27 protein-coding genes are annotated in these 24250 nt (G+C 72.8%); 16 read left to right on the top strand and 11 right to left on the bottom strand.

The window, feature by feature from the left end; all coding sequences use genetic code 11:
- Positions 1–53: 53 nt before the first annotated feature.
- Both ETU37_RS12355 and ETU37_RS23215 read left to right on the top strand, forming a co-directional pair.
- On the top strand, positions 54–1310 hold the full coding sequence (locus ETU37_RS12355) for a phospholipase D-like domain-containing protein (RefSeq protein ID WP_129987626.1): 1257 nt from the start codon (positions 54–56) through the stop codon (positions 1308–1310).
- An 81-nt stretch (positions 1311–1391) separates the two neighbouring features.
- Positions 1392–1562 (top strand): hypothetical protein, encoded by a 171-nt coding sequence (locus tag ETU37_RS23215; RefSeq protein ID WP_165372509.1) that lies wholly within the window; start codon positions 1392–1394, stop codon positions 1560–1562.
- Here the strand turns inward: ETU37_RS23215 and ETU37_RS12350 are convergent.
- The gene (locus ETU37_RS12350; RefSeq protein ID WP_129987625.1) at positions 1559–2173 is read right to left on the bottom strand and encodes a cytochrome b/b6 domain-containing protein; all 615 of its coding nucleotides are present in this window, start codon (positions 2171–2173) and stop codon (positions 1559–1561) included. The two genes, ETU37_RS23215 and ETU37_RS12350, sit on opposite strands and share 4 nt — an antisense overlap.
- Positions 2170–3105: a DNA-3-methyladenine glycosylase family protein gene (locus tag ETU37_RS12345; RefSeq protein WP_240755692.1), complete on the bottom strand. Its 936-nt coding sequence runs from the start codon at positions 3103–3105 to the stop codon at positions 2170–2172. Before ETU37_RS12345 ends, ETU37_RS12350 begins: the two co-directional genes overlap by 4 nt.
- Before the next feature lie 43 nt (positions 3106–3148).
- Between ETU37_RS12345 and ETU37_RS12340 the strand changes: the two genes are divergently transcribed.
- Together ETU37_RS12340 and ETU37_RS12335 are read left to right on the top strand one after the other, a co-directional pair.
- Positions 3149–4696 (top strand): ATP-dependent DNA ligase, encoded by a 1548-nt coding sequence (locus ETU37_RS12340; RefSeq protein WP_129987624.1) that lies wholly within the window; start codon positions 3149–3151, stop codon positions 4694–4696.
- A 45-nt stretch (positions 4697–4741) separates the two neighbouring features.
- Positions 4742–5455 (top strand): TetR/AcrR family transcriptional regulator, encoded by a 714-nt coding sequence (locus ETU37_RS12335; RefSeq protein ID WP_129987623.1) that lies wholly within the window; start codon positions 4742–4744, stop codon positions 5453–5455.
- 78 nt (positions 5456–5533) lie between these two features.
- On the opposite strand, the gene ETU37_RS12330 is transcribed toward ETU37_RS12335, so the two are convergent.
- Both ETU37_RS12330 and ETU37_RS12325 read right to left on the bottom strand, forming a co-directional pair.
- On the bottom strand, positions 5534–6241 hold the full coding sequence (locus ETU37_RS12330; protein ID WP_129987622.1) for a hypothetical protein: 708 nt from the start codon (positions 6239–6241) through the stop codon (positions 5534–5536).
- A gap of 76 nt (positions 6242–6317) precedes the next feature.
- Complete coding sequence (locus ETU37_RS12325) at positions 6318–7604, bottom strand: acetyl-CoA C-acetyltransferase (protein ID WP_129987621.1); 1287 nt, start codon at positions 7602–7604, stop codon at positions 6318–6320.
- Positions 7605–7736: 132 nt separating this feature from the next.
- Between ETU37_RS12325 and ETU37_RS12320 the strand changes: the two genes are divergently transcribed.
- Both ETU37_RS12320 and ETU37_RS12315 read left to right on the top strand, forming a co-directional pair.
- Positions 7737–9095, top strand: a complete 1359-nt coding sequence (locus tag ETU37_RS12320) for a 3-oxoacyl-ACP reductase (RefSeq protein ID WP_129987620.1) — start codon at positions 7737–7739, stop codon at positions 9093–9095.
- Positions 9096–9099: 4 nt separating this feature from the next.
- Positions 9100–9948 (top strand): MaoC/PaaZ C-terminal domain-containing protein, encoded by an 849-nt coding sequence (locus ETU37_RS12315; protein ID WP_129987619.1) that lies wholly within the window; start codon positions 9100–9102, stop codon positions 9946–9948.
- Between the two features lie 13 nt (positions 9949–9961).
- Here ETU37_RS12315 and ETU37_RS12310 read toward each other — a convergent pair whose 3' ends face one another.
- Positions 9962–10507 carry a DUF1707 SHOCT-like domain-containing protein gene (locus ETU37_RS12310; protein WP_129987618.1) on the bottom strand — a complete coding sequence of 182 codons (546 nt, stop codon included), beginning with the start codon at positions 10505–10507 and terminating at the stop codon, positions 9962–9964.
- A 148-nt stretch (positions 10508–10655) separates the two neighbouring features.
- Between ETU37_RS12310 and ETU37_RS12305 the strand changes: the two genes are divergently transcribed.
- From ETU37_RS12305 to ETU37_RS23955, 10 genes are read left to right on the top strand one after another with little or no spacing between them, the layout of a single operon-like run.
- Positions 10656–11717 carry an NADH-quinone oxidoreductase subunit B family protein gene (locus tag ETU37_RS12305; RefSeq protein ID WP_129987617.1) on the top strand — a complete coding sequence of 354 codons (1062 nt, stop codon included), beginning with the start codon at positions 10656–10658 and terminating at the stop codon, positions 11715–11717.
- 11 nt (positions 11718–11728) lie between these two features.
- The gene (locus ETU37_RS12300) at positions 11729–13522 is read left to right on the top strand and encodes a nickel-dependent hydrogenase large subunit (RefSeq protein WP_129987616.1); all 1794 of its coding nucleotides are present in this window, start codon (positions 11729–11731) and stop codon (positions 13520–13522) included.
- An 8-nt stretch (positions 13523–13530) separates the two neighbouring features.
- Positions 13531–13782 (top strand): hydrogenase/urease maturation nickel metallochaperone HypA, encoded by a 252-nt coding sequence (locus tag ETU37_RS12295; RefSeq protein WP_129987615.1) that lies wholly within the window; start codon positions 13531–13533, stop codon positions 13780–13782.
- Positions 13773–14504 carry a hydrogenase nickel incorporation protein HypB gene (gene hypB, locus ETU37_RS12290; protein WP_129987614.1) on the top strand — a complete coding sequence of 244 codons (732 nt, stop codon included), beginning with the start codon at positions 13773–13775 and terminating at the stop codon, positions 14502–14504. The genes ETU37_RS12295 and hypB overlap by 10 nt, the downstream gene beginning before the upstream one ends.
- Positions 14482–15339 (top strand): NifU family protein, encoded by an 858-nt coding sequence (locus ETU37_RS12285; RefSeq protein ID WP_129987613.1) that lies wholly within the window; start codon positions 14482–14484, stop codon positions 15337–15339. Before hypB ends, ETU37_RS12285 begins: the two co-directional genes overlap by 23 nt.
- On the top strand, positions 15336–15974 hold the full coding sequence (locus ETU37_RS12280; protein WP_129987612.1) for a DUF5947 family protein: 639 nt from the start codon (positions 15336–15338) through the stop codon (positions 15972–15974). Before ETU37_RS12285 ends, ETU37_RS12280 begins: the two co-directional genes overlap by 4 nt.
- A complete protein-coding gene (locus tag ETU37_RS12275; protein ID WP_129987611.1) occupies positions 15971–16636 on the top strand; it encodes a DUF6084 family protein in 666 nt (221 codons plus the stop codon). Before ETU37_RS12280 ends, ETU37_RS12275 begins: the two co-directional genes overlap by 4 nt.
- The gene (locus ETU37_RS12270; protein WP_129987610.1) at positions 16633–17967 is read left to right on the top strand and encodes a hypothetical protein; all 1335 of its coding nucleotides are present in this window, start codon (positions 16633–16635) and stop codon (positions 17965–17967) included. The genes ETU37_RS12275 and ETU37_RS12270 overlap by 4 nt, the downstream gene beginning before the upstream one ends.
- On the top strand, positions 17967–18494 hold the full coding sequence (locus tag ETU37_RS12265; RefSeq protein ID WP_240755698.1) for a hydrogenase maturation protease: 528 nt from the start codon (positions 17967–17969) through the stop codon (positions 18492–18494). Before ETU37_RS12270 ends, ETU37_RS12265 begins: the two co-directional genes overlap by 1 nt.
- A gap of 1 nt (position 18495) precedes the next feature.
- Positions 18496–18594, top strand: coding sequence for a DUF6893 family small protein (locus ETU37_RS23955; RefSeq protein WP_420819108.1), 99 nt, complete (start codon positions 18496–18498; stop codon positions 18592–18594).
- A gap of 10 nt (positions 18595–18604) precedes the next feature.
- Here the strand turns inward: ETU37_RS23955 and ETU37_RS12260 are convergent, their stop codons facing one another.
- The 6 genes from ETU37_RS12260 to hypF are packed head-to-tail and all read right to left on the bottom strand — an operon-like array spanning position 18605 to position 24205.
- Positions 18605–19021: a helix-turn-helix domain-containing protein gene (locus tag ETU37_RS12260; protein WP_129987608.1), complete on the bottom strand. Its 417-nt coding sequence runs from the start codon at positions 19019–19021 to the stop codon at positions 18605–18607.
- Positions 19011–19289: a muconolactone Delta-isomerase family protein gene (locus ETU37_RS12255; protein ID WP_129987607.1), complete on the bottom strand. Its 279-nt coding sequence runs from the start codon at positions 19287–19289 to the stop codon at positions 19011–19013. The genes ETU37_RS12260 and ETU37_RS12255 overlap by 11 nt, the downstream gene beginning before the upstream one ends.
- A gap of 4 nt (positions 19290–19293) precedes the next feature.
- On the bottom strand, positions 19294–20379 hold the full coding sequence (hypE, locus tag ETU37_RS12250) for a hydrogenase expression/formation protein HypE (protein ID WP_240755691.1): 1086 nt from the start codon (positions 20377–20379) through the stop codon (positions 19294–19296).
- Positions 20372–21511 carry a hydrogenase formation protein HypD gene (gene hypD / locus ETU37_RS12245; protein WP_129987606.1) on the bottom strand — a complete coding sequence of 380 codons (1140 nt, stop codon included), beginning with the start codon at positions 21509–21511 and terminating at the stop codon, positions 20372–20374. Before hypD ends, hypE begins: the two co-directional genes overlap by 8 nt.
- Positions 21508–21861 carry a HypC/HybG/HupF family hydrogenase formation chaperone gene (locus tag ETU37_RS12240; protein WP_129987605.1) on the bottom strand — a complete coding sequence of 118 codons (354 nt, stop codon included), beginning with the start codon at positions 21859–21861 and terminating at the stop codon, positions 21508–21510. Before ETU37_RS12240 ends, hypD begins: the two co-directional genes overlap by 4 nt.
- Positions 21815–24205 carry a carbamoyltransferase HypF gene (gene hypF / locus ETU37_RS12235; RefSeq protein WP_129987661.1) on the bottom strand — a complete coding sequence of 797 codons (2391 nt, stop codon included), beginning with the start codon at positions 24203–24205 and terminating at the stop codon, positions 21815–21817. The genes ETU37_RS12240 and hypF overlap by 47 nt, the downstream gene beginning before the upstream one ends.
- Positions 24206–24250 lie beyond the last annotated feature (45 nt).

The following is a 24250-nucleotide window of genomic DNA, read 5'->3' as shown; positions in this document are numbered from 1 at the left end:
ATGACGTGTCCTCGGCGATCGGGTCGCTCGTCCGGCTTCGTTAGATTCTCCCTGTGAGCAGCTCAGCGGTCCCCCGCCGCCGCCCGGTACCGGTCTCGGTGCGCCGCGTGCTCCTGTCGGTGCTCGGCTTCCAGCTACTGCTGGCGCTGGCGTTGACGCTGGTCGACTCCTACCGCCGGCGGGGCAAGCGGCCCAAGCCGTTCCCGGTCATCCAGCCACGTCCGGTGGCGATCGGCGACGGGCAGGTGACGACGTACACGTTCGGCAAGGACCTGTACGACGACATGCTCGCCGCGATCGCGACGGCGCAGAAGCGAATCCTCTTCGAGACCTACATCTGGAAGGGCGACGAGGTCGGCCAGCGGTTCAAGGACGCGCTGCAGGAGGCGGCCGGCCGCGGTGTCGAGGTCTACGCGATCTACGACAGCTTCGCCAACGCCGTGGTCAGCCCGCGGTTCAAGCGGTTCGGGCCGCGCATGCAGGTGCTCGCCTACCCTGTCTACAGCGCCGGCTGGCGGTTCTTCGACCTCCGCCGCTACGGGCGCGACCACCGCAAGATCATGGTCGTCGACGACGAGGTCGGCTTCGTCGGCGGCTACAACATCGGCACGGCGTACGCCACGGAGTGGCGCGACACCCACGTCCGCGTCACCGGCCCGGGCGTCTGGGACCTCGGCCGCGCCTTCGCCGACTTCTGGAACCTGCACCGCCGCCCGCAGCACGGCACCCGCCCGCTGCTGCTGGAGGCGACCCCCGACTGGGAGCCGCGGATCCGGGTGCACCGCAACGTGCCGCGGCTGTGGATGTTCCCGATCCGCGGGATGTACCTGGAGGCGATCAACCGCGCGTCCACGCGCATCTGGATGACCCACGCGTACTTCATCCCCGACGACGACTTCGTCGACGAGCTGACGGCCGCGGCCCGCCGCGGCGTCGACGTCCGGGTGCTGGTGCCCCGCACCTCCAACCACGTCGTCGCCGACTGGCTGTCACGCGGGTTCTACGGCGAGCTGCTCGCCGCCGGCGTCCGGATCTTCCGGTTCGAGGGCGCGATGGTGCACGCCAAGACCGCCACGGTCGACGGCCGCTGGTCGACCGTCGGCACGGCCAACATCGACCGGCTCTCGCTGACCGGCAACTACGAGATCAACATCGAGGTCATCGACCCCGACCTGGCCGAGGAGATGGAGCGCATCTTCCACTGCGACCTCTCCAACGCCACCGAGCTGACGCCCGAGGAGTGGTCGTCGCGCGGGCTGCACAAGAGGTTCACCGAGCTGGTGCTGCGGCCGTTCCGACCGCTGCTGTAGACGGGCCGGTCCGGAAAACGTACGCATGGTACGGCCGGTCCCGGGAAACCCTCAGGGTGGAGACCTGGGAGGGGATACCACGTGCAGATCGACAAGGAGACCGTCACCGAAGCGCTCCGGGAGCGCGGCTTCCACGACCGCGCGGCGCAGGCCGAGTGCGCGCTTCCGCGCAGCGTCGACACCGAGCGCGACGCCGCGCTGCTCAAGGAGCTCGACGTCGACAAGGCCGCGCTCGAGCCCGACGGCGGCTAGAGCATCCGCCGCAGCAGCCGGTCGCGGTCGACGAGCTGGTGCTTGAGCACCAGCCCGACGTGCAGGGTGACCGCCACGAAGAACGTCACGTGCGTCGCCACGTGCACCAGCAGCAGGTCGTCCTCGACCAGCAGCACCCCTAGGCCGGACAGCGGCATCAGGACCAGCGTCAGGTAGAGCACCTGCTCCGTCCGGTGCGCCAGCCGGCGCTCGCCCTCGGTCAGGGTCTCCGCCCACGGCGGCAGGGGTACGACGCGCCTCCGCACGAGCCGGACCAGGGCGAGCAGCAGCAGCGTGAGGCCGAGCACGACGTGCGTCGTCAGCACCGGCTCGTCGCCGCTGGCCACCCGGGCCAGCACCGCCCCGGCGTCCTGGTCGCGGGCCCGGTCGTGTGCGGCGTCCGCGAGCTCCTCGAGGCGTTCCTCCTCGGCCTCGGAACCGGCCCGGTCGGCACGCGCGTCGAGGGCGTCCTCGACCCGGTCGCGGCCGTCCTCGACGTCGAGGGTGTAGCCGACGACGAGCTGGGCGGCGAGCACCAGCACGGTCAGCCAGTGCAGCACCTTGGTGGCGAGCGGGTAGCCGGTGACGGCCTCCACCTGGGTGTCGGTCACGGGCGCCTCGCCGGCAGGTGCGTGCGCGGCGCCATCCGCGGCCCGCGCCGCGGCCGGTGCAGCCCGCCCAGCTCGACCAGGCGCTGCACCCGGTAGCGGTGCGGCCGGTAGGGCTCCAGCAGGACGGCCAGGCCCTCGTCGTCGACCGCCGTGCCGGTCAGCGCGTAGCCGACGTTCTTCGCGACGTGGTAGTCGCCGAAGCTCACCGCGTCGGCGTCGCCGTGCGCCCGGAACCGCGTCTCCGCGGACGTCCACACGCCGATGCCGGGCAGGCTGCGCAGCCGCCGGTCCACCTCGTCGGACGGCAGCCCGACAGTGCGCTCGAGGGACGACGCGACCCGCGCCGCGGTCACGACCGCCCGCGAGCGCGCCGGGTCGATGTGCATCCGGAGCCACTCCCAGGACGGGATCGTGCGGATCGTCGCCGCCGACGGCTGCACCCACAGCCGCCGCTCCACGCCCGGGCCGGGGGCCCGCTCGCCGTACCGGTGCACGAGCGCGCGGAACCCGGCGAACGCCTCCTGACCGGTCACCTTCTGCTCGATGATCGCCGGCACCAGCGACTCCATCACCAGACCGGTGCAGGTGATCCGCCAGTGCCGGTGCCGCCGGTGGAGGTCGGCGACGACGTCGTGCTGCGGCTCGAAGCCGGTCGGGTCGTCGTCGGCGCCGAGCATCGCCGGCACCGAGTCGAGCGCCCAGGTCGCGCCGCTCCCCCAGGCCGCCGCGTGCACCCTGCCGTCGAGCGCCTGGCGCAGCCGCAGCGTGGCCGGCCCCTCGGGGGTGAGGATCCCGCGCCAGACCGTGCCGTCGTCATCGGTGCGGAACGTCGGGTCGCCGCCGCCGTGCCGCAGGATCACCAGCACCTGGCGCATCGGCAGCGGCCAGTCAGGCTGCCAGACACGCGTCTGCTCGGTCGTGGGTGCGGGCACGCGCTCACGATAGATCGTCGGTGGGACCGGGCAGGATGACCGCATGCTCCTCGCCGACCTCGTCGCCGCCCACGCGGCGGTGCGCGCCACCCGCTCCCGCAAGGCCAAGGTGGCCGCGCTGGCGGACGTCGTCCGGCACGCCGGCGACGAGGGCGACGAGGTCGTGTCGGTGGTGGCCCACTACCTCGGTGGCTCGCTGCGGCAGCGGCGGACGGGGCTCGGCTGGCGCGGCCTGGCCTCGCTCCCGGAGCCGGCCCCTGAGCCGTCCCTCGACGCGCTGGAGGTGGACGCGGCGTTCGAGACGCTGAGCCTGGTCGCCGGCGCCGGCTCCAAGGCGGTGCGGGAGCGGCAGGTCACCGACCTGTTCGGCCGCGCCACCGCCGACGAGCAGGCGTACCTCCGCGGGCTGGTCACCGGCGAGCTCCGGCAGGGCGCGCTCGACGCGCTGGTGCTCGACGCGGTGGCCGCCGCGGCCGGGGTCGCTCCGGACGCCGTACGACGGGCGGCGATGTTCGCGGGCGCGACCGCGCCGGTGGCGGTGGCGGCGCTGCGCGACGGCGAGGCCGGGCTGGCGGCGTTCCGGCTCGAGGTGGGACGGCCGGTGCGCCCGATGCTCGCGTCCAGCGCGCCCGCCATCGACGACGCCTTCGCCGGTCTCGACGGCGAGGTCGCGGTCGACACCAAGCTCGACGGCATCCGGATCCAGGTGCACAAGGACGGCGACGAGGTCCGGGTGTGGACCCGCAGCCTCGACGACATCACCGACCGGCTGCCCGAGGTGGTCGAGCTCGTGCGTGGGCTCCCGTCTCGCCGGCTGGTGCTGGACGGGGAGGCCATCGCGCTCGACGAGGCCGGCCGGGCGCGGCCGTTCCAGGAGACCGGCGCGCGGACCGCGAGCAGCGCCGACCTCGAGACGCTGCGCGCGACGGTGCCGCTGACGTCGTACTTCTTCGACCTGCTGCTCGTCGACGACGAGGACCTCGTCGACGCGCCTGCACGCGAGCGACTGGTGCGCCTCGCGGAGGTGGTGCCGGCCGCGGCTCTGGTGCCGCGCGTGCTGACCGCCGACGTGGCCGAGGCGCAGCGGCTGTTCACGAAGGTCGTCGCCGACGGGCACGAGGGCGTCGTGGTCAAGGCCCTCGACGCGCCGTACGCCGCCGGCCGGCGCGGCGCCGCCTGGGTCAAGGTCAAGCCGCGGCACACGCTCGACCTCGTCGTGCTGGCGATCGAGTGGGGCTCCGGCCGCCGCCAGGGCTGGCTGTCCAACATCCACCTCGGCGCGGGCGACCCCGGCAACGGTGGCTACGTCATGCTCGGCAAGACGTTCAAGGGCATGACCGACGAGATGCTCGCGTGGCAGACCGAGCGCTTCCTCGGGCTGGAGACGTCACGCTCGCAGCACGTCGTGCACGTGAAGCCCGAGCAGGTCGTCGAGATCGCGTTCGACGGGCTGCAGCGGTCGACGCGCTACCCCGGCGGGCTGGCGCTGCGCTTCGCTCGCGTGCTGCGCTACCGCGACGACAAGACCGCCGACGAGGCCGACACCATCGAGACCGTCCGGCTGCTCGGCGGCCAGGTGTACGACGCGTGACACGGGTGGTCACAACATGCCCCGGGTCCGACGTAGCATGACCGCGTGACCAGCGTCGAACCCGTCGGGCAGGCCGCTCCTCCGCAGGACGGCCGGCGCACCGCCGCCGCCGCGCGGCGCCGCCGTCGCGAGGCCGAGATCCTGGCCGCGACGCGCACCCTGTTCGACGCGCGCGGTGTCCGCGACGCGCAGATCGAGGACATCGCCCGGGCCGTCGGCATCAACCGCGCGATCATCTACCGGCACTTCACCGGCAAGGAGGAGCTGTTCGCGCTCACCCTCGTCGGCTACCTCGACGAGCTCGACCAGCGCCTCGCCGCCGCCGACCGGCCCGACGGTGACCCGGTGGAGCGGCTGCGCGGGATCACCGAGGCGTTCATCGACTACGGCCTGGCCTACCCGGCGTTCGTCGACTGCGCGCTGACCCTGATGCGGAGGCCCGGTCCGGAGCTGCTGGAGGAGATCAGCGAGGGCGCGATGTTCCGGCTCGGCCGGGCGATCAGCACCTGCCTGGCTCGCGTGGCGGCCGCGATCGAGGCCGGCGTCGAGACCGGCAGCTTCCACACCGACGACGTCCACCTGCTCGCCAACACGCTGTACGCCGCCGGGCTGGGCGGCATGCAGCTCGCCCGGGTCGGCATGCTCGTGAAGGAGGCGGCGCCGGGCATCCCGACCGTCGCCACGCTGTCCCGCGAGCAGGTCAAGGAGCACCTCGTCGCGAGCAGCATCGCGATGGCGGTCGGTGCGCCCCGCGGGTGAGTCCGACTACCGGTATCGGTAGTCGAAGGGTGACCCATGGGTCACGCCTGAACTACCGATATCGGTAGCTCGGCGCGGCTAGGGCCGGCTGACCGACACCAGCGTGAACACCTCGTCGCCACCGGACAGGTCCCGCTCGCGGACGATCCCGAGGCCCGGCCCGTAGACCTTCTCGGAGACGACGTCCTTCTCCAGACGCGACCACTCCAGGCTCCGGACGGCGTCGTGGACGCGGCCGTGCGGCACCCGCGTGGACACGTGCCGCTGCACGATCCAGGCCTGGTCCTCGGCCTCGCCCCGGAGGTACTCCTGCCGGTACGCCGCCGTGGGCCGCGGGTCCGCCGGCATGACCATCCCGGCGACCGCGCCGTCGACACCGGCCCGCCACGACCCCTCGCGGCTCTCGACGTCACCGTGCTCGTCGTACGTCGCGGTCCGCTCGCCGAAGTACCAGACGTTGCCGGCGTCGTCGGCGGCGTACCAGTCGTGGGTGCGCTCGTCGACGCTCCCGTCCGCCCGGCGCACAACGTCGCGCACCACGGTCGTGGTCACGCCCTGGATCACCTTCGTGCGGTGGGTGACCACCACGCGCTCGCGGAAGCGCTCACCGTCCTCGTGGCCGCGGTACCGCGAGACCGTGCCGGGGACCAGCGGGAAGTACGCGTTCGGCTGCGGGTCGTCGAACCGGGCGGAGTCGACGGCCGACGCCGGGGTGGCGGCCGAGCCTCCGACGGCGGCTCCGGCGACGAGGGTCAGGGCGAGGGCGACGAGTGTGCGGGCGGGCATGGTGGGTGTCCTCTCGACTGGGTCCTGCCAGCCTCGGGCATCGCACCTGAAGCGCGCCTGAACTCCCCCGCGGCGCTCAGCGCTCCAGGATCGCGGTGACGCCCTGGCCGCCGGCTGCGCAGATCGAGATGACGCCGCGGCCGGAGCCCTTCTCGGCCAGCAGCTTGGCCAGCGTGGCGACGATCCGGCCGCCGGTCGCGGCGAACGGGTGACCCGCGGCCAGCGACGAGCCCACGACGTTGAGCTTCGACCGGTCGATCGAGCCGAGCGGGGCGTCGAGGCCGAGGCGCTCCTTGCAGAACACCGGGTCCTCCCAGACCTTCAGCGTCGCGAGGACCTGCGAGGCGAACGCCTCGTGGATCTCGTAGAAGTCGAAGTCCTGCAGCGTGAGGCCGGCGCGCTCGAGCATCCGCGGCATGGCGTACGCCGGCGCCATCAGCAGGCCCTCGCCGCCGTGCACGTAGTCGACGGCCGCGGTCTCGTGGAACGTCAGGAACGCCAGCGGCTCCCAGCCCTTCGCCTCGGCGTACTCCTCCGAGCAGAGCAGCACGACCGACGCACCGTCGGTGAGCGGGGTGGAGTTGGCCGCGGTCATCGTCGCCGCCTCGCCCTTGCCGAACACCGGCTTGAGGGTGGAGAGCTTCTCCAGCGACGAGTCGGGGCGGAGGTTCTGGTCGCGCTCCAGACCCTGGAACGGCGTGACCAGGTCGTCGAGGAAGCCCCGGTCGTACGCCGCCGCCAGGTTGTGGTGCGAGGCGACGGCGAGCTCGTCCTGCTCCTCGCGGCCGATGCCCCACTCCAGCGCGGTCAGCGCGGCGGACTCGCCCATCGACAGGCCGGTGCGAGGCTCGCTGTTCTGCGGGATGGACGGCGCGAGGTGGGCCGGGCGGACCTTGGTGAGCGCGGCGAGCCGGCCCTGCAGGGTCTTGGCGCGGTTGGCCTCGAGCAGGATCTTGCGCAGCCGCTCGTTCACGGCGATCGGCGCGTCGGAGGTGGTGTCGGTGCCGCCCGCGATCCCGACGTCGATCACGCCGAGGGCGATCTTGTCGGCCACCGCCACCGTGGCCTGGATGCCGGTGTCACAGGCCTGCTGGAGGTCGTAGGCCGGCGTCTCCGGCGCGAGCCGGCTGCCGAGCACGGCCTCCCGGGTCAGGTTGAAGTCGCGGCTGTGCTTGAGCACCGCGCCCGCGACCACCTCGCCCACCCGCTCGCCCTGCAGCCCGAACCGGGTGACGAGCCCGTCGATCGCGGCGGTCAGCATGTCCTGGTTGGACGCGTGCGCGTAGACCGTGTTGGAGCGCGCGAACGGGATGCGGTTGCCGCCGACGACGGCGACGCGACGGATGGCCGGGGTGTTGGTCATGGGTACATACTCTCCGGTAACAAGGGGTAGGAAAACCCGATGAGGGTCACGTCACGAAATGTGGACACCGAGTTATACCGCTCGTTACAACTGTAGGACTGCCCGCTCCCCCCGTCCAGGAGGACCGCCGCGATGAGCGACCGCTACCAGAGCCTGATCCACACGCCCGTCGGCCAGCTGCTCGCCAAGAACCTCGGCCTGCCCAACCCGGTCCGCCTGGAGCGCTGGACCGAGGGTGCCCCGCTCGTCGACGGCACGATCGTGCTCGGCGGCGACGGCCGGCTCGAGAAGTCCCTCGTCACCGCGCTCGACGACCTCGGCATCGCGCACGTCCGCGGCGCCGGACCGGTGGGCGAGGGCGAGGAGCGCTACAAGGGGCTGGTCTTCGACGCCACCGGCATCGCGGCGAGCGACCAGCTCGTCGCCCTCCAGGAGTTCTTCACCCCGCTCATGCGCAGCCTCGGCACCTGCCCGCGCGTGGTCGTCCTCGGCGTGACGCCCGAGGCGCTGCACGGGGCGGAGCGCGTGGCGCAGCGCGCGCTCGAGGGCTTCACCCGCTCGCTCGGCAAGGAGATCGGCAAGGGCGGCACGGTGCAGCTCGTGTACGTCGCGCCCGAGGCGCACGACCACCCGGCCGCGCTCGCGTCGACCCTGGGCTTCCTGCTCTCCCCCAAGTCGGCCTACGTGTCCGGCCAGGTCGTCCGGATCGGCGCCCACGGCGCCGTCGACGCGGCCGAGGAGGTCACCGACTGGACCAAGCCGCTGGCCGGCAAGGTCGCGATCGTCACCGGTGCCAGCCGCGGCATCGGCGAGCAGATCGCCCGGGTGCTGCACCGCGACGGCGCCACGATCCTCGGCATCGACGTGCCGCAGGCGGCGAGCGAGCTGCAGGCCCTGATGCGCGAGCTGGACGGCGACCACCTCACGCTGGACATCACCGGCAAGGACGCGCCGCAGCGGATCGCGCAGCACGTGAAGGAGAAGCACACGAAGGTCGACGTCGTCGTGCACAACGCCGGCATCACCCGGGACAAGAAGCTGGCGAACATGAAGGCCGACGGCTTCGGCTCGACGATCGCGGTCAACCTGACCGCGCCCGAGCGGATCACGACCGAGCTGCTCCGGCAGAAGCTGATCGCCAAGAACGGCCGCATCGTCGGCGTCGCCTCGATCGCGGGCATCGCCGGCAACCTGGGCCAGACCAACTACGCCGCCTCCAAGGCCGGCGTCATCGGCCTCGTCGACAGCCTGGCCGACGACCTCAAGGACGGCATCACCATCAACGCGGTCGCCCCGGGCTTCATCGAGACGAAGATGACCGCGGCCGTGCCCTTCGCGACCCGGGAGGTGGGCCGCCGGCTCAACGCGCTGTCGCAGGGCGGTCTGCCGGTCGACGTCGCCGAGGCGATCGCCTGGTACGCCAACCCGGCCTCCACCGCGGTCAACGGCAACGTGGTCCGGGTCTGCGGCCAGATGATGCTGGGGGCCTGACCTGATGGCCGTCCCCACGATGCTCCGGGCGGCGCTGCCGTCGATCCCGGTCGTCAACCAGCTGCCGGGCATCCGCAAGACCGGCACCGACCTGCCCGAGCTCGTCGAGACCCGGTACGACGTGCCCGTCGACCGTGACCACGTGGCGGCGTACAGCGAGGTCTGCGGGTTCCCGCTCAAGGAGAGCCTGCCGCTCACCTACCCGCACCTGCTCGCGTTCCCGCTGCACATGGCGATCATGACCAGCCGGGACTTCCCGTTCCCCGCGATCGGCACGGTGCACCTGGAGAACGCCCTCACCCAGCACCGCGCGATCTCGCCCGACGAGAAGCTCCAGGTCACCGCCCGCTCCGGCGGCCTCCGCCCGCACGCCAAGGGCCGGGCCTTCGACCTCGACGTCGACGTGCACAGCGCCGGCGAGCTGGTGTGGCAGTCCCGCTCGACGTACCTGCGTCTCGGCGGCGGCGACCGCGAGGCGGCCGCGGCGGACAGGACGTTCGAGGACGTGCCCGCCGGCGGCGTGCAGTGGCGGCTGGCCGGGGACCTCGGCCGCCGCTACGCCGCGGTGTCCGGGGACCACAACCCGATCCACCTGTACGGCGTCACGGCGAAGGCGTTCGGCTTCCCCCGGCAGATCGCGCACGGCATGTGGAGCAAGGCACGCTGCCTCGCGGCGCTCGACGGGCGGCTGCCCGACGCGGTGACGGTGGAGGTGGCGTTCAAGAAGCCCGTCCTGCTGCCCGGCACGGTGGCGTTCGGGTCGACGAAGGTCGGCGACGGCTACGCGTTCGCCTTGCGCAACCCGAAGAACGACAAGCCCCACCTGCTCGGCCGGGCGACCCCCCTGGCCTGACGGCGCCGGCGGCTCAGGACCGCGGCCACGCCCAGCGCCACAGCGCGAACAGCCCCGGCAGCAGGACCACCAGGAACACCGCCCCGCCGACGTGGTCGCCGACGTCGGAGCCGAACGCGAAGAGCAGGCTGCCCAGCAGCACGAACGGTGACGTCAGGAACGCCACCACGCCGAAGACCGCCTTGCGCCACGGGCGGCTCGGCACGGCCACCCGGTAGCCGCCGAGGCCGGCCAGCAGGTCGTCGAGCTCGCCGTGGGTGCGCGCCGCGAGGGCCCGCCCGGTGCGCTGCTCGAGCTCGGCCGACGACAGCCGGCCGACGGAGAACGCGTCCGCGAGCACCTTCACGGCCGCGTCGCGGTCGGCGTCGGAGGCCAGCACGCCGTCGCGTGCCGCCTGCGCGGCGGCCGCGCGCTCGCGCACGTGGGTGGTGAACGTCGTGCCGAGGTCGCGCGCGACGTCCTCGATCCCCGAGAGGTCCGGTCCCGCGGCGGTCGGGCCTGCGCGGTTCCCCGACGCCTCGACGACGCCGTCGGCCTCGTCCGGCTGCTGGCTCCCCACCGCTCCAGGCTAGTCGCAGCCCGGCCGTCGCGTCCCCGATTCGCGGAGTGCCCGACTCCCCGATTGCGGCGCAATTGACCCGGCCTTCCCCGTGTCCCGGCCGGGACGCTCGAAGCACGATGAAGAGGCCCGCTTCCGGAGGTGGAAAATGACCGAAGTCATCGAGCGCCCGACGCAGACCGACGAGGGTGCGGTGCACATCCTCTGGATGAACGGCGGGCTCAGCTGCGACGGGGACTCCGTCGCGCTGACGGCGGCCACGCAGCCGAGCATCGAGGAGATCGTCCTCGGCGCGCTGCCCGGCCTGCCCAAGATCGCGGTGCACTGGCCGCTGATCGACTTCGAGTGCGGCCCGGAGCAGGGCGCGGACACCTTCATCGAGTGGTGGCACAAGGCCGACCGCGGCGAGCTCGAGCCGTTCGTGCTCGTGGTCGAGGGCTCGATCCCCAACGAGGCGATCAAGCCGGAGGGCTACTGGTGCGGCTTCGGCAACAACCCGATGACCGGCCAGCCGATGACCACCTCGGAGTGGCTGGACCGGCTCGCCCCCAAGGCGACCGCCGTGCTCGCCGTCGGGACGTGCGCGACGTACGGCGGGATCCACGCGATGTCCGGCAACCCCACCGGCGCCATGGGGGTGCCCGACTACCTGGGCTGGGACTGGAAGTCCAAGGCGGGCCTGCCGATCGTCTGTGTGCCGGGCTGCCCGATCCACCCCGACAACCTGGCCGAGACGATCACCTACCTGCTGTACCAGGTGGCCGGCCAGGCGCCGATGATCCCGCTCGACGAGGCGCTGCGCCCACGCTGGTTGTTCGGCGCGACCGTGCACGAGGGCTGCGACCGCGCCGGCTACTACGAGCAGGGCGACTTCGCCACCGAGTACGGCTCCCCCACCTGCATCGTCAAGCTGGGCTGCTGGGGACCGGTCGTGAAGTGCAACGTGCCGAAGCGGGGGTGGATCAACGGCGTCGGCGGCTGCCCCAACGTCGGCGGCATCTGCATCGGGTGCACGATGCCCGGCTTCCCGGACAAGTTCATGCCGTTCATGGACGAGCCGCCGGGAGCCAAGCTGTCGTCGCGCGGCAGCACGATCTACGGCAAGGCCGTCAAGCGCCTCCGCGGGGTCACGGAGAGCACCCTCGACAAGGAGCCGCGCTGGCGCACCAAGGGGCCCGACCTCAAGACCGGCTTCACGAAGACCTGGTGAGCGGAGCGACCATGACCATCACCGAACCCAAGCGGACCACGCAGCAGGACACCGACGTCGTCGAGATGTCGTGGGACCCGGTCACCAGGATCGTGGGCAGCCTCGGCATCTACGCCAGCGTCGACTTCAAGCAGAAGAAGATCCTCGAGTGCCACAGCACGTCGTCGATCTTCCGCGGCTACAGCCTGTTCATGCGGGGCAAGGACCCGCGGGACGCGCACTTCATCACCAGCCGGATCTGCGGCATCTGCGGCGACAACCACGCCACCTGCTCGGTCTACAACCAGAACATGGCCTACGGCATCGCGCCGCCCCACCTCGGCGAGTGGATCATCAACCTCGGTGAGGCCGCGGAGTACATGTTCGACCACAACATCTTCCAGGAGAACCTCGTCGGGGTGGACTACTGCGAGCGGATGGTCAAGGAGACCAACCCCGGGGTCCTGGAACGCGCCAACAGCACCGAGGCGCCGAACGCCGGGATCCACGGGTACCGGACCATCGGCGACATCATGCGGTCGCTCAACCCGCTCGAGGGCGAGTTCTACCGCGAGGCGCTGCAGGTCAGCCGGTACACCCGCGAGATGTTCTGCCTGATGGAGGGCCGGCACGTCCACCCCTCGACGCTGTACCCGGGCGGCGTCGGCACGACCGCGACGATCCAGCTGTTCACCGACTACCTGACCCGGCTGATGCGGTACGTCGAGTTCATGAAGAAGGTCGTGCCGCTCCACGACGACCTGTTCGACTTCTTCTACGAGGCGCTGCCCGGCTACGAGCACGTCGGCGAGCGCCGCATCCTGCTGGGCTGCTGGGGCAGCCTGAACGACCCGGCGTACTGCGACTTCCGCTACGCGACCATGTCCGACTGGGGCAGGAAGATGTTCGTCACGCCGGGTGTGATCGTCGACGGCAACCTCGTCACCAACGACCTCGTCGAGATCAACCTCGGCATCCGGATCCTGCTCGGCCACTCCTACTACGAGGACTGGGTGAAGTCCGGGCGCGAGACGTTCGTGACCCGCGACCCGCTCGGCAACCCGGTCGACGAGCGGCACCCGTGGAACCAGCACACGATCCCCAAGCCGGCCAAGCGCGACTGGGACAACGCCTACTCCTGGACGATGTCGCCGCGCTGGTTCGACGGCACCGACCACCTCGCCCTCGACACCGGCGGCGGGCCGATCGCCCGGCTCTGGTCGACCGCGCTCAGCGGCCTCGTCGACTGCGGCTACGTGAAGGCGACCGGCAGCAGCGTGGTCATCAACCTGCCCCGCACGGCGCTGAAGCCCGAGGTCACCTTCGAGTGGAAGATCCCGCGCTGGAGCAACGCGATCGAGCGCAACCGCGCCCGCACCTACTTCCAGGCGTACTCCGCCGCGCTCGCCCTGCACTTCACCGAGAAGGCGCTGGAGGAGGTCCGGGCCGGCCGCACGGACACCTGGACGAGGTTCGAGGTGCCCGACCAGGCCGTGTCCGTCGGATTCACCGAGGCGGTCCGCGGCGTGCTCAGCCACCACATGGTCATCCGCGACGGGAAGATCGCGAACTACCACCCCTACCCGCCGACCCCGTGGAACGGCAGCGTCCGCGACACCTACGGGACCCCCGGTCCCTACGAGGACGCCGTCCAGAACACGCCGATCTTCGAGGAGAACCCGCCGGAGACCTTCAAGGGCATCGACGTGATGCGGGCGGTCCGCTCGTTCGACCCCTGCCTGCCGTGCGGCGTCCACATGTTCACCGGCCGCGGCCGGGTGGTGGAGCACCTGCACACGCCGAGCGTCCCGGTAAAGCCCTACTAGGTCGCGCCGTGCACGAGCTGGCGATCACGGAGAGCCTGGTGGACCTGGTGGCCGAGCGCACCGTCGGGCGCCGGGTCGTGGCGGTCACGGTCCGGGTCGGGGACGCGTCGGGCGTCGTGCCGGAGGCGATGGCGTTCTGCTTCGACGTCGTGGCCGCGGAGACGCCGCTGGCCGGCGCCGCGCTGGTTGTCGAGGAGTGCGCGGGCGACGACCTCGCCCTGGTCAGCGTCGAGCTGGTCCGGGAGGAGTCGTGTGCCTGACCTGCGGCTGCGGTGACGCCCCGGCCACCGAGACCACCGAGACGGTGCTCGTCGAGGAGCGCCTCCTCGCCAAGAACGACCGGCTCGCCGAGCACGTCCGGGACTCGCTGGCCGCGCGGGAGATCACGGCGCTCAACCTGATGAGCTCGCCCGGGGCGGGCAAGACCAGCCTGCTCGAGCGCACGGTCGCGGACCTCGCGTGGCGGCACACCGTCTGCGTCATCGAGGGCGACCAGGAGACGTCGTTCGACGCCGACCGGATCCGCCGCGCGGGTGCGCGCGCGGTCCAGGTCAACACCGGGGCGGGCTGCCACCTCGACGCCGCGATGGTGCACCGGGCCCTGCACGAGCTCGACCCGCCGACCGGCGCGCTGCTGTTCGTGGAGAACGTCGGCAACCTGGTCTGCCCGGCCCTCTTCGACCTCGGCGAGCGCGCCAAGGTCGTGGTCGTGTCGGTCACCGAGGGCGACGACAAGCCGCTGAAGTACCCGCACATGTTCGGCGTCGCCGACCTCGTCGTGGTCAACAAGACGGACCTCCTGCCGTACGTCGACTTCGACCTGGCCCGGTTCGAGGAGCAGGCCCGTGCCCTGCGCCCCGGCGTCGAGGTGCTGCCGCTGTCGGTGCGGACCGGGGAGAACGTCGAGCACTGGTACGCGTTCCTGGAGGACGTCGCCGCCGAACGAGGAGGAGCCGCGCATGGAGCCCGTGTCGGTACGTGAGGTCAGCGAGCGCATCGAGACCCTGCTCGACGAGCTCGGGCAGAGCAGCCCGCCCGCGGTGCTCGAGCGCGTCGAGGGACTGCTGCAGGCGGTGATGAGCCTGTACGGCGCCGGGCTGGCCCGGCTCGTCGAGGAGGTCACGCCCGAGGTCCTGCGCCGCCTGGCCGACGACGACGTGGTCGGCAACCTGCTGGTGCTGCACGACCTGCACCCCGACGACGTCGACACCCGGGTGCAGCGCGCGCTGGAGCAGGTGCGCCCGTACCTGGGGTCGCACGCCGGAGGCGTGTCGCTGTCCGAGGTCGACGCCGCGGGCGTGGTGCACCTGCGGCTGGAGGGCAGCTGCGACGGCTGCCCGTCCTCGTCCCTCACCGTGAGGTCGGCCATCGAGGACGCGATCCTGGTCGCCGCGCCGGACGTCGTCGCCGTCGAGGCCGAGGGCATGGTGGACGCGGGTCCGGCGCTCCTGCAGATCGCGCCGTTCAGCCCGCACGACCCCGTCCCCGCGGCCGGACCGTCCGCCGGCTGGGAGCACCTCGACCTGGACGTGCCACCGCGGACGCTGCGGCGCGTCGACGTCGCCGGGGAGTCCGTCCTCGTCGCGAACCTCGACGGCACGCTCCTCGCCTACCTCGACCGCTGCCCGGCCTGCCTCGGCTCACTGGCGGAGGGCACGCTCGAGGGTGACGCGCTGCGCTGCCGCTGCGGGCACGGGTACGACGTACGGCTGGCCGGTCGCGCGCTCGACGCCGACGCGACTCCGCTCTCCCCCGTCCCGCTGCTCCCCGAGCACGGCGCGTGGAAGATGGCGCTGCCGCGCCGGGAGGCGGTATGAGCGGCCTGGGCTCGCTGCGGCGGATCGCCGCTCCCGCGCCATCGGCCGCCCCGGTGGAGGAGCGGTGCGAGTTCTGCGGCGTCAGCATCGGCGACCGGCACGGGCACGTCGCCGACGTCGCGCAGCACCGCCTGCTGTGCGTCTGCCGGCCCTGCTACCTGCTGTTCGCGCCGCAGGGTGCCGGCGGCGGCCGCTACCGCGGCGTCGGCGAGGACGTGCGCCGCGTGGCCGACCCACGCGTCACCGAGAGCCAGTGGGACGCGCTCCGGATCCCCGTCGACCTGGTCTTCTTCTTCCGGCAGTCCGGGATCGAGCACCTGCTCGCGTTCTACCCCGGCCCGGGCGGCGCGACGGAGTCGCTGCTGGACCTGGTCGCCTGGGACGACCTGGTCGCCGACCACCCGGTGCTCGGCACCACCATGGAGGACGTCGAGGCGGTGCTGCTGCGCCGTCTGGGCGACGGCTTCGCGTGCTACCTCGTGCCGATCGACCTCTGCTACGAGCTCGTGGGCGTGGTCCGCTCGTCGTGGACCGGGCTCGGTGGCGGCACCGAGGTGTGGCGGCGGATCGACGCCTGGTTCGCCGACCTGGACCGTCGCGCCCGCTCGGTGCCGCGAACCGGTGGTGCCGCATGAGCGCGTCGGACGCGGCCCTCCCCGGTGCCACCGTCGACCTCGACTTCAGCTGCGACGAGGCGGTCGCCGACCGGTACGCCGCGTCCCCCACCGTCGTGCTGAGGATGCGGGCCCGGGACGCGTCGGGCCTCCGCGTGCACGCCCTCGCCCTGCGCTGCCAGGTGCGGATCGAGCCGGTCCGCCGGCCGTACAACGACGGCGAGGCGACCAAGGTCGTCGACCTGTTCGGCACACGGGGGCGCTGGGGCGCCACGATGCAGCCGCTGCAGCTCGCCTTCCTGTCCCAGGTGCTCCCCGGCTTCACCGGTGAGTGCACCTTCGACCTGGCCCTCCCGGTGAGCTACGACGTCGACGTCGCGGCCCACAAGTACCTCGCCGCGCTCGAGGACGGCGTCGTACCCCTGCTGCTGCTGTTCAGCGGCCAGGTGTTCACCGGCACCGCCGGCGCGATCGCCGTCCAGCCGGTCCCGTGGCACAAGGAGACGACCGCGCGACTGCCCGTGGCGGTGTGGCGCGAGGCCGTGGACGCGCACTTCCCCGGACAGGCCTGGCTCCGGGTCGACCGGGAGACCTTCAACCGGCTCTCGGTGTACCGCGGCCGCCTCGGGCTGACGTCGTTCGACGCGGCCCTGGACCGGCTGCTCGGTGAGGCCGAGCGATGACGACGGCCCGGGAGGACGCCCGCGCGGTCGCCGACGCCGTGCTCTACGAGGGCTACGTGCTCTACCCCTACCGGGCGGGTGCCGCGAAGAACCAGGTCCGCTGGCAGTGGGGCGTCCTGATGCCGCACGACGTCGTCGCGCTCGACGGTTCCGAGCGCGCGGCGACCCGGACCGACCTGGTCGTGGACGGCGACGCCACCGCGCTGCGGGCGACCGTGCGCTTCCTCCAGGTGCAGCGCCGCGGCGTCGAGGACGCCGCCGGCTCGCCGGTCGACAGGCTCGACGTCGGCGACACCCGCTACGTCCCGTGGGACGAGGCCGTCGAGCGGGAGGTCCCGCTCGACCTGCCGCTCGACGAGGACCTCGCCGTGACCGTGCCGGTCGAGGGCGGCACCGAGGCCGAGCAGGTGCCAGGCGGCCGGCTGGTGCGCGTCCGCGAGCCGCTCGCCGTGCGCGTCACGACCCGGGTGCACCGGCCGGTGTCGCCGTACGCCGTGACCCTGCTCAGGATCGAGGTCGAGAACGCCACCGCCTCCGGCGACGTCGGCGCGCGACGGCCGGACTGGCTGCGCCGAGCCCTGGTCGCCTGCCACGTGCTCGTCGAGGTGGAGGGCGCGTCGTTCGTCTCCCAGCTCGACCCGCCGCAGTGGGCGTCGGGGTTCGTCGCGGGCTGCCTCAACGACGGGGTCTTCCCGGTCCTGGCCGGGCCCGACGACCAGGCCGCGGTCGTCCTGAGCTCGCCGATCATCCTGTACGACCACCCCCGGCTCGCGCCGCAGAGCGAGACCGCGTTCTTCGACGCCCTGGAGATCGACGAGCTGCTCAGCCTGCGCACCGCCACGCTGTCCGACGACGAGAAGCGCGAGGTGCGCGGCACGGACCCGCGCACCGCGGCGCTGCTGCGGGAGGTCGAGGGCATGCCGCCCGACCTGTGGGAGCGGCTGCACGGGACCGTGCGGTACGTCGACGCGATGACCACCTCGCTCGCGCCGCCGCCCGAGCCGCCGGCCGCGCTCGACGTGCCCTGGTGGGACCCGGGTGCCGACGCGCAGGCCGACCCCGACCACGACACGGTCGAGATCGGCGGCACGACGGTGCGGCGCGGCAGCCGGGTCATCCTGCGCCCCGGTCCCCGACGGGCCGACGCCTACGACCTGTTCCTCGCCGGGCGCGAGGCGACGGTGGCCGCGGTGCTGCGCGACGTGGACGGCCACGAGCACCTCGCCGTGTCGGTGGACGACGACCCGGGCGCGGAGCTGAAGGCCGCGCACGGCCGCTACCTCTACTTCGCGCCCGACGAGGTGGAGCCCTTGACGAGGGCGGGTGCGTGATGGCCCGCCTCCTGGTCGCCTGCGTCGGCAACATCTTCCTCTCCGACGACGGCTTCGGCGTGGAGGTGGCCGCCACGCTCGCCCGGGAGCCGTTGCCACCGGAAGCGAAGCTCGTCGACTTCGGCATCCGGTCGGTGCACCTGGTCTACGAGCTGTTGGAGGGGTACGACGTCCTCCTGGTCGTCGACACGGTGGCGCGGCAGGAGGGGCCGCCCGGCTCGCTGCACGTGATCGAGCCCGACGTACCCGAGCGCGGGAGCGCACCGGTCGACGCGTTGCCCGAGGTGCTGCTCGACCCGCACGACCTGTCGCCCGGCGGCGTGATGGAGCTGCTCCCCACACTCGGCGGCGTCGTCGGCCGGATCCTCGTCGTCGGCTGCCGACCCGCCGTCCTCGACGAGGGCATCGGCCTGTCGGCCCCCGTGCGGGAGGCCGTCGAGCCCGCGGCCGCGCTGGTCCGGGAGGTCGTCGACCACGAGCTGGCCCGTCTGCACGCGGGGGCACGCGTGCCCGGAGGAGGTGGATGAGGTGAAGAAGCTCCTGTTGCTGGTCGTCGCCGCGGTCGCCGCGGTCGCGGTCGCCTCGAAGGAGGACATCAAGCGCTACCTCGACATGCGCCGCATGTAGCCGTCCCTCGTCAGGGCATCGGCCCCAGGATGTGCGGGACCGCGGCCGGCAGCGGCTGCTCGCGCTGCGCCGGCAGCCGCGCGGGCGAGGGCGGGGTCGCGTCCTGCCGCTCCGACGACGCCGGCCAGTGCCGCGCGTCCGGCTCCCAGCTGCCGGGGTCGTCGGTCAGGCCGACCAGGTAGGTCAGCGAGCAGTCGAGCGCCCGCGCGATCTCCGGCAGCTTGCACACGTCGAGGCCGGCACCGTGCTCCAGGCTGCTCAGCGCCTTGTTGGTCGTCACCACGCCGAGCCGGCGCAGCCGCGCGACCACCTCCTTCTGGGTGAGCCCGAGCGCACGGCGACGCTGGCGGAGCCGCTCGCTGATGAGCAGGTGCCGGTGCGTCCCGAGCTCGTCGTACGGCGTGCGGTGGGTCAGCTCAGTCGTCATCGGGCCTCCCGGTCATGTCGGCCAGCGGGTGGATCGTGTAGCGCGCGAAGTTGAACACCGGCGCGAGGGCGAGGAGCCGCTCGAACTCCTCGTGGTCGGCCACGTCGTACAGCCACGCACCGCCGTGCGCGCCGACGACGTGGTAGCGCATCAGGACCTTGCCCTCCTGCTCCATCCGGTGGCCGTACTCCGGCATCCGGGCGATGGCCCGCACCATCGCGTCGGACAGCAGATTCTGCTCGAGGCTCCACAGCACGAGGAACTTCATCGGGTCAGCAGATCCGCGGCAGCTGCTCGCCGAGGGGCAGGTCCACCACGCGGGAGGCCCCGAAGCCGGTGGTCGCGGCCACCATGCCGGGATGCGCCTCCACGCACTCGCCGATGACGGCGGAGCCCGCGCCGGCCGGGTGCGCCCGCATCGCCGCCAGCACCTCGTCCGCGTGGTCGCGGTCGACGAAGGCGAGCAGCTTGCCCTCGTTGGCGACCTGGAGCGGGTCGAGACCGAGGAACGCGCACGCGTTGGCGACGACCTCGGGGATCGGCAGGGACCGCTCGACGACCTCGACCCCGACGCCGGAGGCGCGGGCGATCTCGTTGAGCGCCGTGGCGACGCCGCCGCGGGTCGGGTCGCGCAGCACGTGCAGGTCCCGGGTGACGTCGAGCATCGCGGAGACCAGGCGGTGGAGCGGCTGGCAGTCGGACTCGACCTCGGCGCCGAACTGGAGGCCCTCGCGGACGCTCATGATCGCCACGCCGTGCACGCCGATGTCTCCGCTGACGATGACCACGTCACCCGGTCGGGCCCGGTCGGGACGCAGGTCCACGCCCTCGGGCACGACGCCCACGCCGGCGGTGTTGACGTACACGCCGTCGCCGTGGCCGGTCTCCACCACCTTGGTGTCGCCGGTGACCACGCGGACCCCGGCGCGCTCGGCCGCCTCGCCGAGGCGCTGGGCGACGGCGCCGACCTTCGTCACGTCGGTGCCCTCCTCGAGGATGAAGGCCGCCGACAGGAACAGCGGCTCCGCGCCGCTCATCGCCAGGTCGTTCACCGTCCCGTTCACCGCGAGGTCGCCGATGCTGCCGCCGGGGAAGAACAGCGGCCGGACCACGAACGAGTCGGTCGAGAACGCCACCCGGCCGCCGAGCAGCGGGAGCACCGCCGAGTCGGCCAGCCGGGCCAGGTCATCGTCGGCGAACGCCGGCAGGAACACGTGCTCCACCAGCTCACCGGACATCGCCCCGCCGCCGCCGTGACCCATCACGATCGTGGGGCTGTCGCGGAGCGGGAGCGGGCAGGTCCAGCCCTCGAAGCTCACCGGCTCGGTGGGAGCGGCGAGCGTGATCGGCTCAGCCAACGGAGGTCACCTCCCGGGTCTCGCCGGGACCGGGCTGGGCCGGCACCTGCATCCGTCGGTAGAGGTAGTACGCCGCGCAGGCGCCCTCACTCGACACCATCGTGGCGCCGAGCGGGTTGCGCGGCGTGCAGAGCGTGCCGAACGCGGAGCACTCGTGCGGCTTGATCAGCCCCTGCAGCACCTCGCCGCTGCGGCACACGGTCGACTCCTGGGTGTGGATGTCGCCGACCTCGAAGCGCCGCTCGGCGTCGTACTCGCGGTAGGCGTCGGAGAGCCGCCAGCCGCTCTGCGGGATCATCCCGATCCCGCGCCAGGACCGGTCGACGACCTCGAACACGTCCTCGAGCATCCGGATCGCGACGGGGTTGCCCTCCGGGAGGACGACGCGCCGGTAGGCGTTCTCCACCTCCGCCCGGCCGTCCTCGAGCTGGTGGACGGCCCGGCGGATGCCCTCGAGGATGTCGAGCGGCTCGAAGCCGGTGACCACGATCGGCACGTGGAACCGCTCGGCGAGCGGCGGGTACTCCGCCGTGCCCATCACGGTGCAGACGTGACCGGCGGCCAGGAACGCCTGCACGCGGCAGTCGGGCGAGGTCATGATCGCCTCGATGGCGGGCGGCACCCGGACGTGGCTGACCAGCAGGGTGAAGTTGTCGATCCCGAGCTTCTTGGCCTGGTAGACCGTCATCGCGTTGGGCGGCGCGGTCGTCTCGAAGCCGATGCCGAAGAAGACCACCTGCTTGTCGGGGTTGGTCCGGGCGAGCTGGAGCGCGTCGAGCGGCGAGTAGACGACCCGCACGTCCCCGCCGGCGCTCTTGACCCGGAACAGGTCCTTCTCGCTGCCGGGCACCCGGAGCATGTCGCCGAAGGAGCAGAACACGACGTCGGGCCGCGACGCGATCTCCAACGCCTTGTCGATCACCTCGAGCGGTGTCACGCAGACCGGGCAGCCGGGTCCGTGGATCAGCTCGATGCCGTCGGGCAGCAGCTGGTCGAGGCCGTGCCGGATGATCGAGTGGGTCTGTCCGCCGCAGACCTCCATCATCGCCCACGGATGGGTGGCCGTGGCATGGATGTCGTCGAGCAGCCGCTTGGCCAGCTCGGGGTCCTGGAACTCGTCGAGGTACTTCATCGCTCGCCTGCCTCTCCGCCCGGTGCGCCCGGGCCGTCGACGGTCTGCATCTCGGGCGCCAGGTCGGGGCGCGGCAGGCCGGCCTGCTCGGCCGCGCGTCCCCACTGGTCGCCGAACTCGGCCTCGAGCTCGCCCATCTGCCGGAACAGCTCGAGGGTCTCCAGCGCCGACTGCTCGTCCAGGCGCTGGAGGGCGAAGCCGACGTGCACGATCGTGTACTCGCCGACCTGGAGGTCCGGGACGTACTCCAGGCACACCTCCTTGGTCACCCCGCCGAAGTCGACCTGGGCGATGCGCGTCCCGTCACGCTCGCTGATGTCCAGGACCCGGCCCGGAACCGCTAGGCACATGGCTGCTCCCTTCTCGTCGTACGTCGTGTCGTGCACGTCCTGCGTCGCGGTTGTGTCGGTGCGCGAGCACCGCGACCTGTCCGAGGGCGATGCCGGCGTCGCTGGCCGGGACCGCGTGGTGGCGGAGCACCTCGAACCGGCGGGCGGTCAGCGCGGCGGCGCAGGCCGAGGTGAGGTACGCGTTGAGGAAGACGCCGCCGCTCAGGGTGGCGACGCGCAGCCCGGTCTCGTCGCGCAGCCGCTCCGTGACCGCGACGACCAGGTCGACGACCGCACGCTGGAACCGGGCCGCGACCACGGCCGGCGGCACACCGGTGCGCACGTCGTCGGCGGCGGCCGCGACCACGGGTGCCGCGTCGAGCAGCTCCCCCTGCACCGCGAACCGGTAGCCGTCGACGGAGCCGGCGGAGCGTGCCCGCGCCTCGAGCTCCATCGCCGCCTGGGCGTCATACCCGGCCCGGTGGCAGATCCCGGCGATCGAGGCGACGGCGTCGAACAACCGGCCCATGCTCGACGTCGGCGCGCAGCCGAGCCCGGTGTCGAGCTGCCGGTCGAGCAGAGCGAGCTCGTCGTCCGCGCAGGCCCGGACGCACGGCAGCGCGTCGTCCCACGCGACGCCGGCGCTGCGCAAGTGCGAGAGGGCCATCCGGCACGGGTTGCGAACGCCGGCGTCGCCACCGGGCAGGGCGACGTACGCCAGGTGCGCGGCCCGGTCGAAGTCGCCGTACCCCGCGACCAGGAGCTCACCGCCCCAGACTGCGCCGTCGTCGCCGTAGCCGGTGCCGTCGAACACGACGCCGAGGACGGTCGCCTCGGGCCCGAGGCCGTGCTCGACCATCGTGGACGCGACGTGCGCGTGGTGGTGCTGCACGCCCTCGACCGGGCGGCCGTCGGCGTGGTCGAGGGCCCAGCGGCGCGAGCGGTACGCCGGGTGCCGGTCCGTGGCAAGAGCCGTCGGAGCGACGCCGGTGAGCAGCTCGAGGTGCGCCTCGGCGGTCGTGAACGCCGCGAGGGTGGCGAGGTCGTCCATGTCGCCGACGTGCGCGGACATCCAGGCGAGCCGCCCCTCGGCCAGGCACAGGGTGTTCTTGAGGTCGCCGCCCACGCCGAGCAAGGGCGGGCTGTCGAACGGGAGCGCGATCGGCAGCGGCGCCTGCCCGCGCGACCGGCGCACCGGTGCCTCGGCGCCGTCGACGGCGCGGGTCACGGTGTCGTCGCACGGGACGTGGATGGGGCGGTCGCCGTAGAGCCACGCGTCCGCCAGGCCGCCCAGCCGGGTGCGGGCGTCGGTGTCGTCGGTGACGATCGGCTCGCCGGTGAGGTTGCCGCTGGTCATCACCAGGACCGGCAGGTGGTCGTCGCCGGGCAGCCCGAGGAGGAGGTGGTGCAACGGGGTGTAGGCGAGCATCACGCCGAGGTCGTCGTTGCCGGGCGCGACCGCGTCCGCCGCCGGGCCACGCGTGCGGCGGCGGGCCAGCACGACCGGCCGGCTGCGGGCGGTGAGCAGAGCACGCTCGGCGTCGTCCAGGTGCACGAGCCGGTCCGCGGCGGCGGCGTCGGCCACCATCAGCGCGAACGGCTTGTCGCCGCGCCGCTTGCGCTTGCGCAGGGTCTCCACCGCGTCGGGAGCGGTGGCGTCGCAGGCGAGGTGGTAGCCACCGATCCCCTTGACTGCGACGACGGCTCCGTCGCGCAGCAGGCCGCGCGCCTCGGCGAGCGCGGTCTCGCCCACGAGGGTCGGGCGGCCCGGCACGGCGAGATGCAGCCGCGGGCCGCACTCCCGGCAGCAGACGGTCTGGGCGTGGAAGCGCCGGTCGGCCGGGTCGCCGTACTCACGGGCGCAGGCGTCGCACAGCGGGAACCCGGTCATCGTGGTGTGCTCGCGGTCGTAAGGCAGACCGGTGGTGACGGTGAACCGGGGACCGCAGCTGGTGCAGGTGATGAACGGGTGCCGGTACCGGCGGTCGGCCGGGTCGCGCAGCTCCGCGAGGCAGTCGTCGCAGACGCTGACGTCGGGGCTGACGAAGGTGCGTCCCGGACCGCCTCGTGACGGCGCGATCGTGAAGGTGGTGCCGCCCTGGACGGGGACGGCGGTGTCGGTGACGTCCACGACGACCGCGAGCGGAGGCGCGTCGGGGGCGAGCCGGGCGACGAACGTCGCGACCGAGCGCGGGTCGCCCTCGACCTCGGCGACGACGCCGTCGCCGGTGTTCCAGACGCCGCCGCTCAGGCCGAGGCTGCGCGCGAGGGCGTAGACGAAGGGCCGGAAGCCGACGCCCTGGACGACCCCGCGCACGACGACCCGCCGGCGGGCACGGCTGGGGCCGGAGACGGCCACGTGCATCACTTCCACGCGAAGGCCGGTCGGGCCGGCTCGGGTGGCGGCTCC

The organism is Nocardioides iriomotensis, assembly GCF_004168035.1.
GTDB lineage: Bacteria > Actinomycetota > Actinomycetes > Propionibacteriales > Nocardioidaceae > Nocardioides_B > Nocardioides_B iriomotensis.
This window is presented reverse-complemented; position numbering and strand designations above follow the sequence as displayed.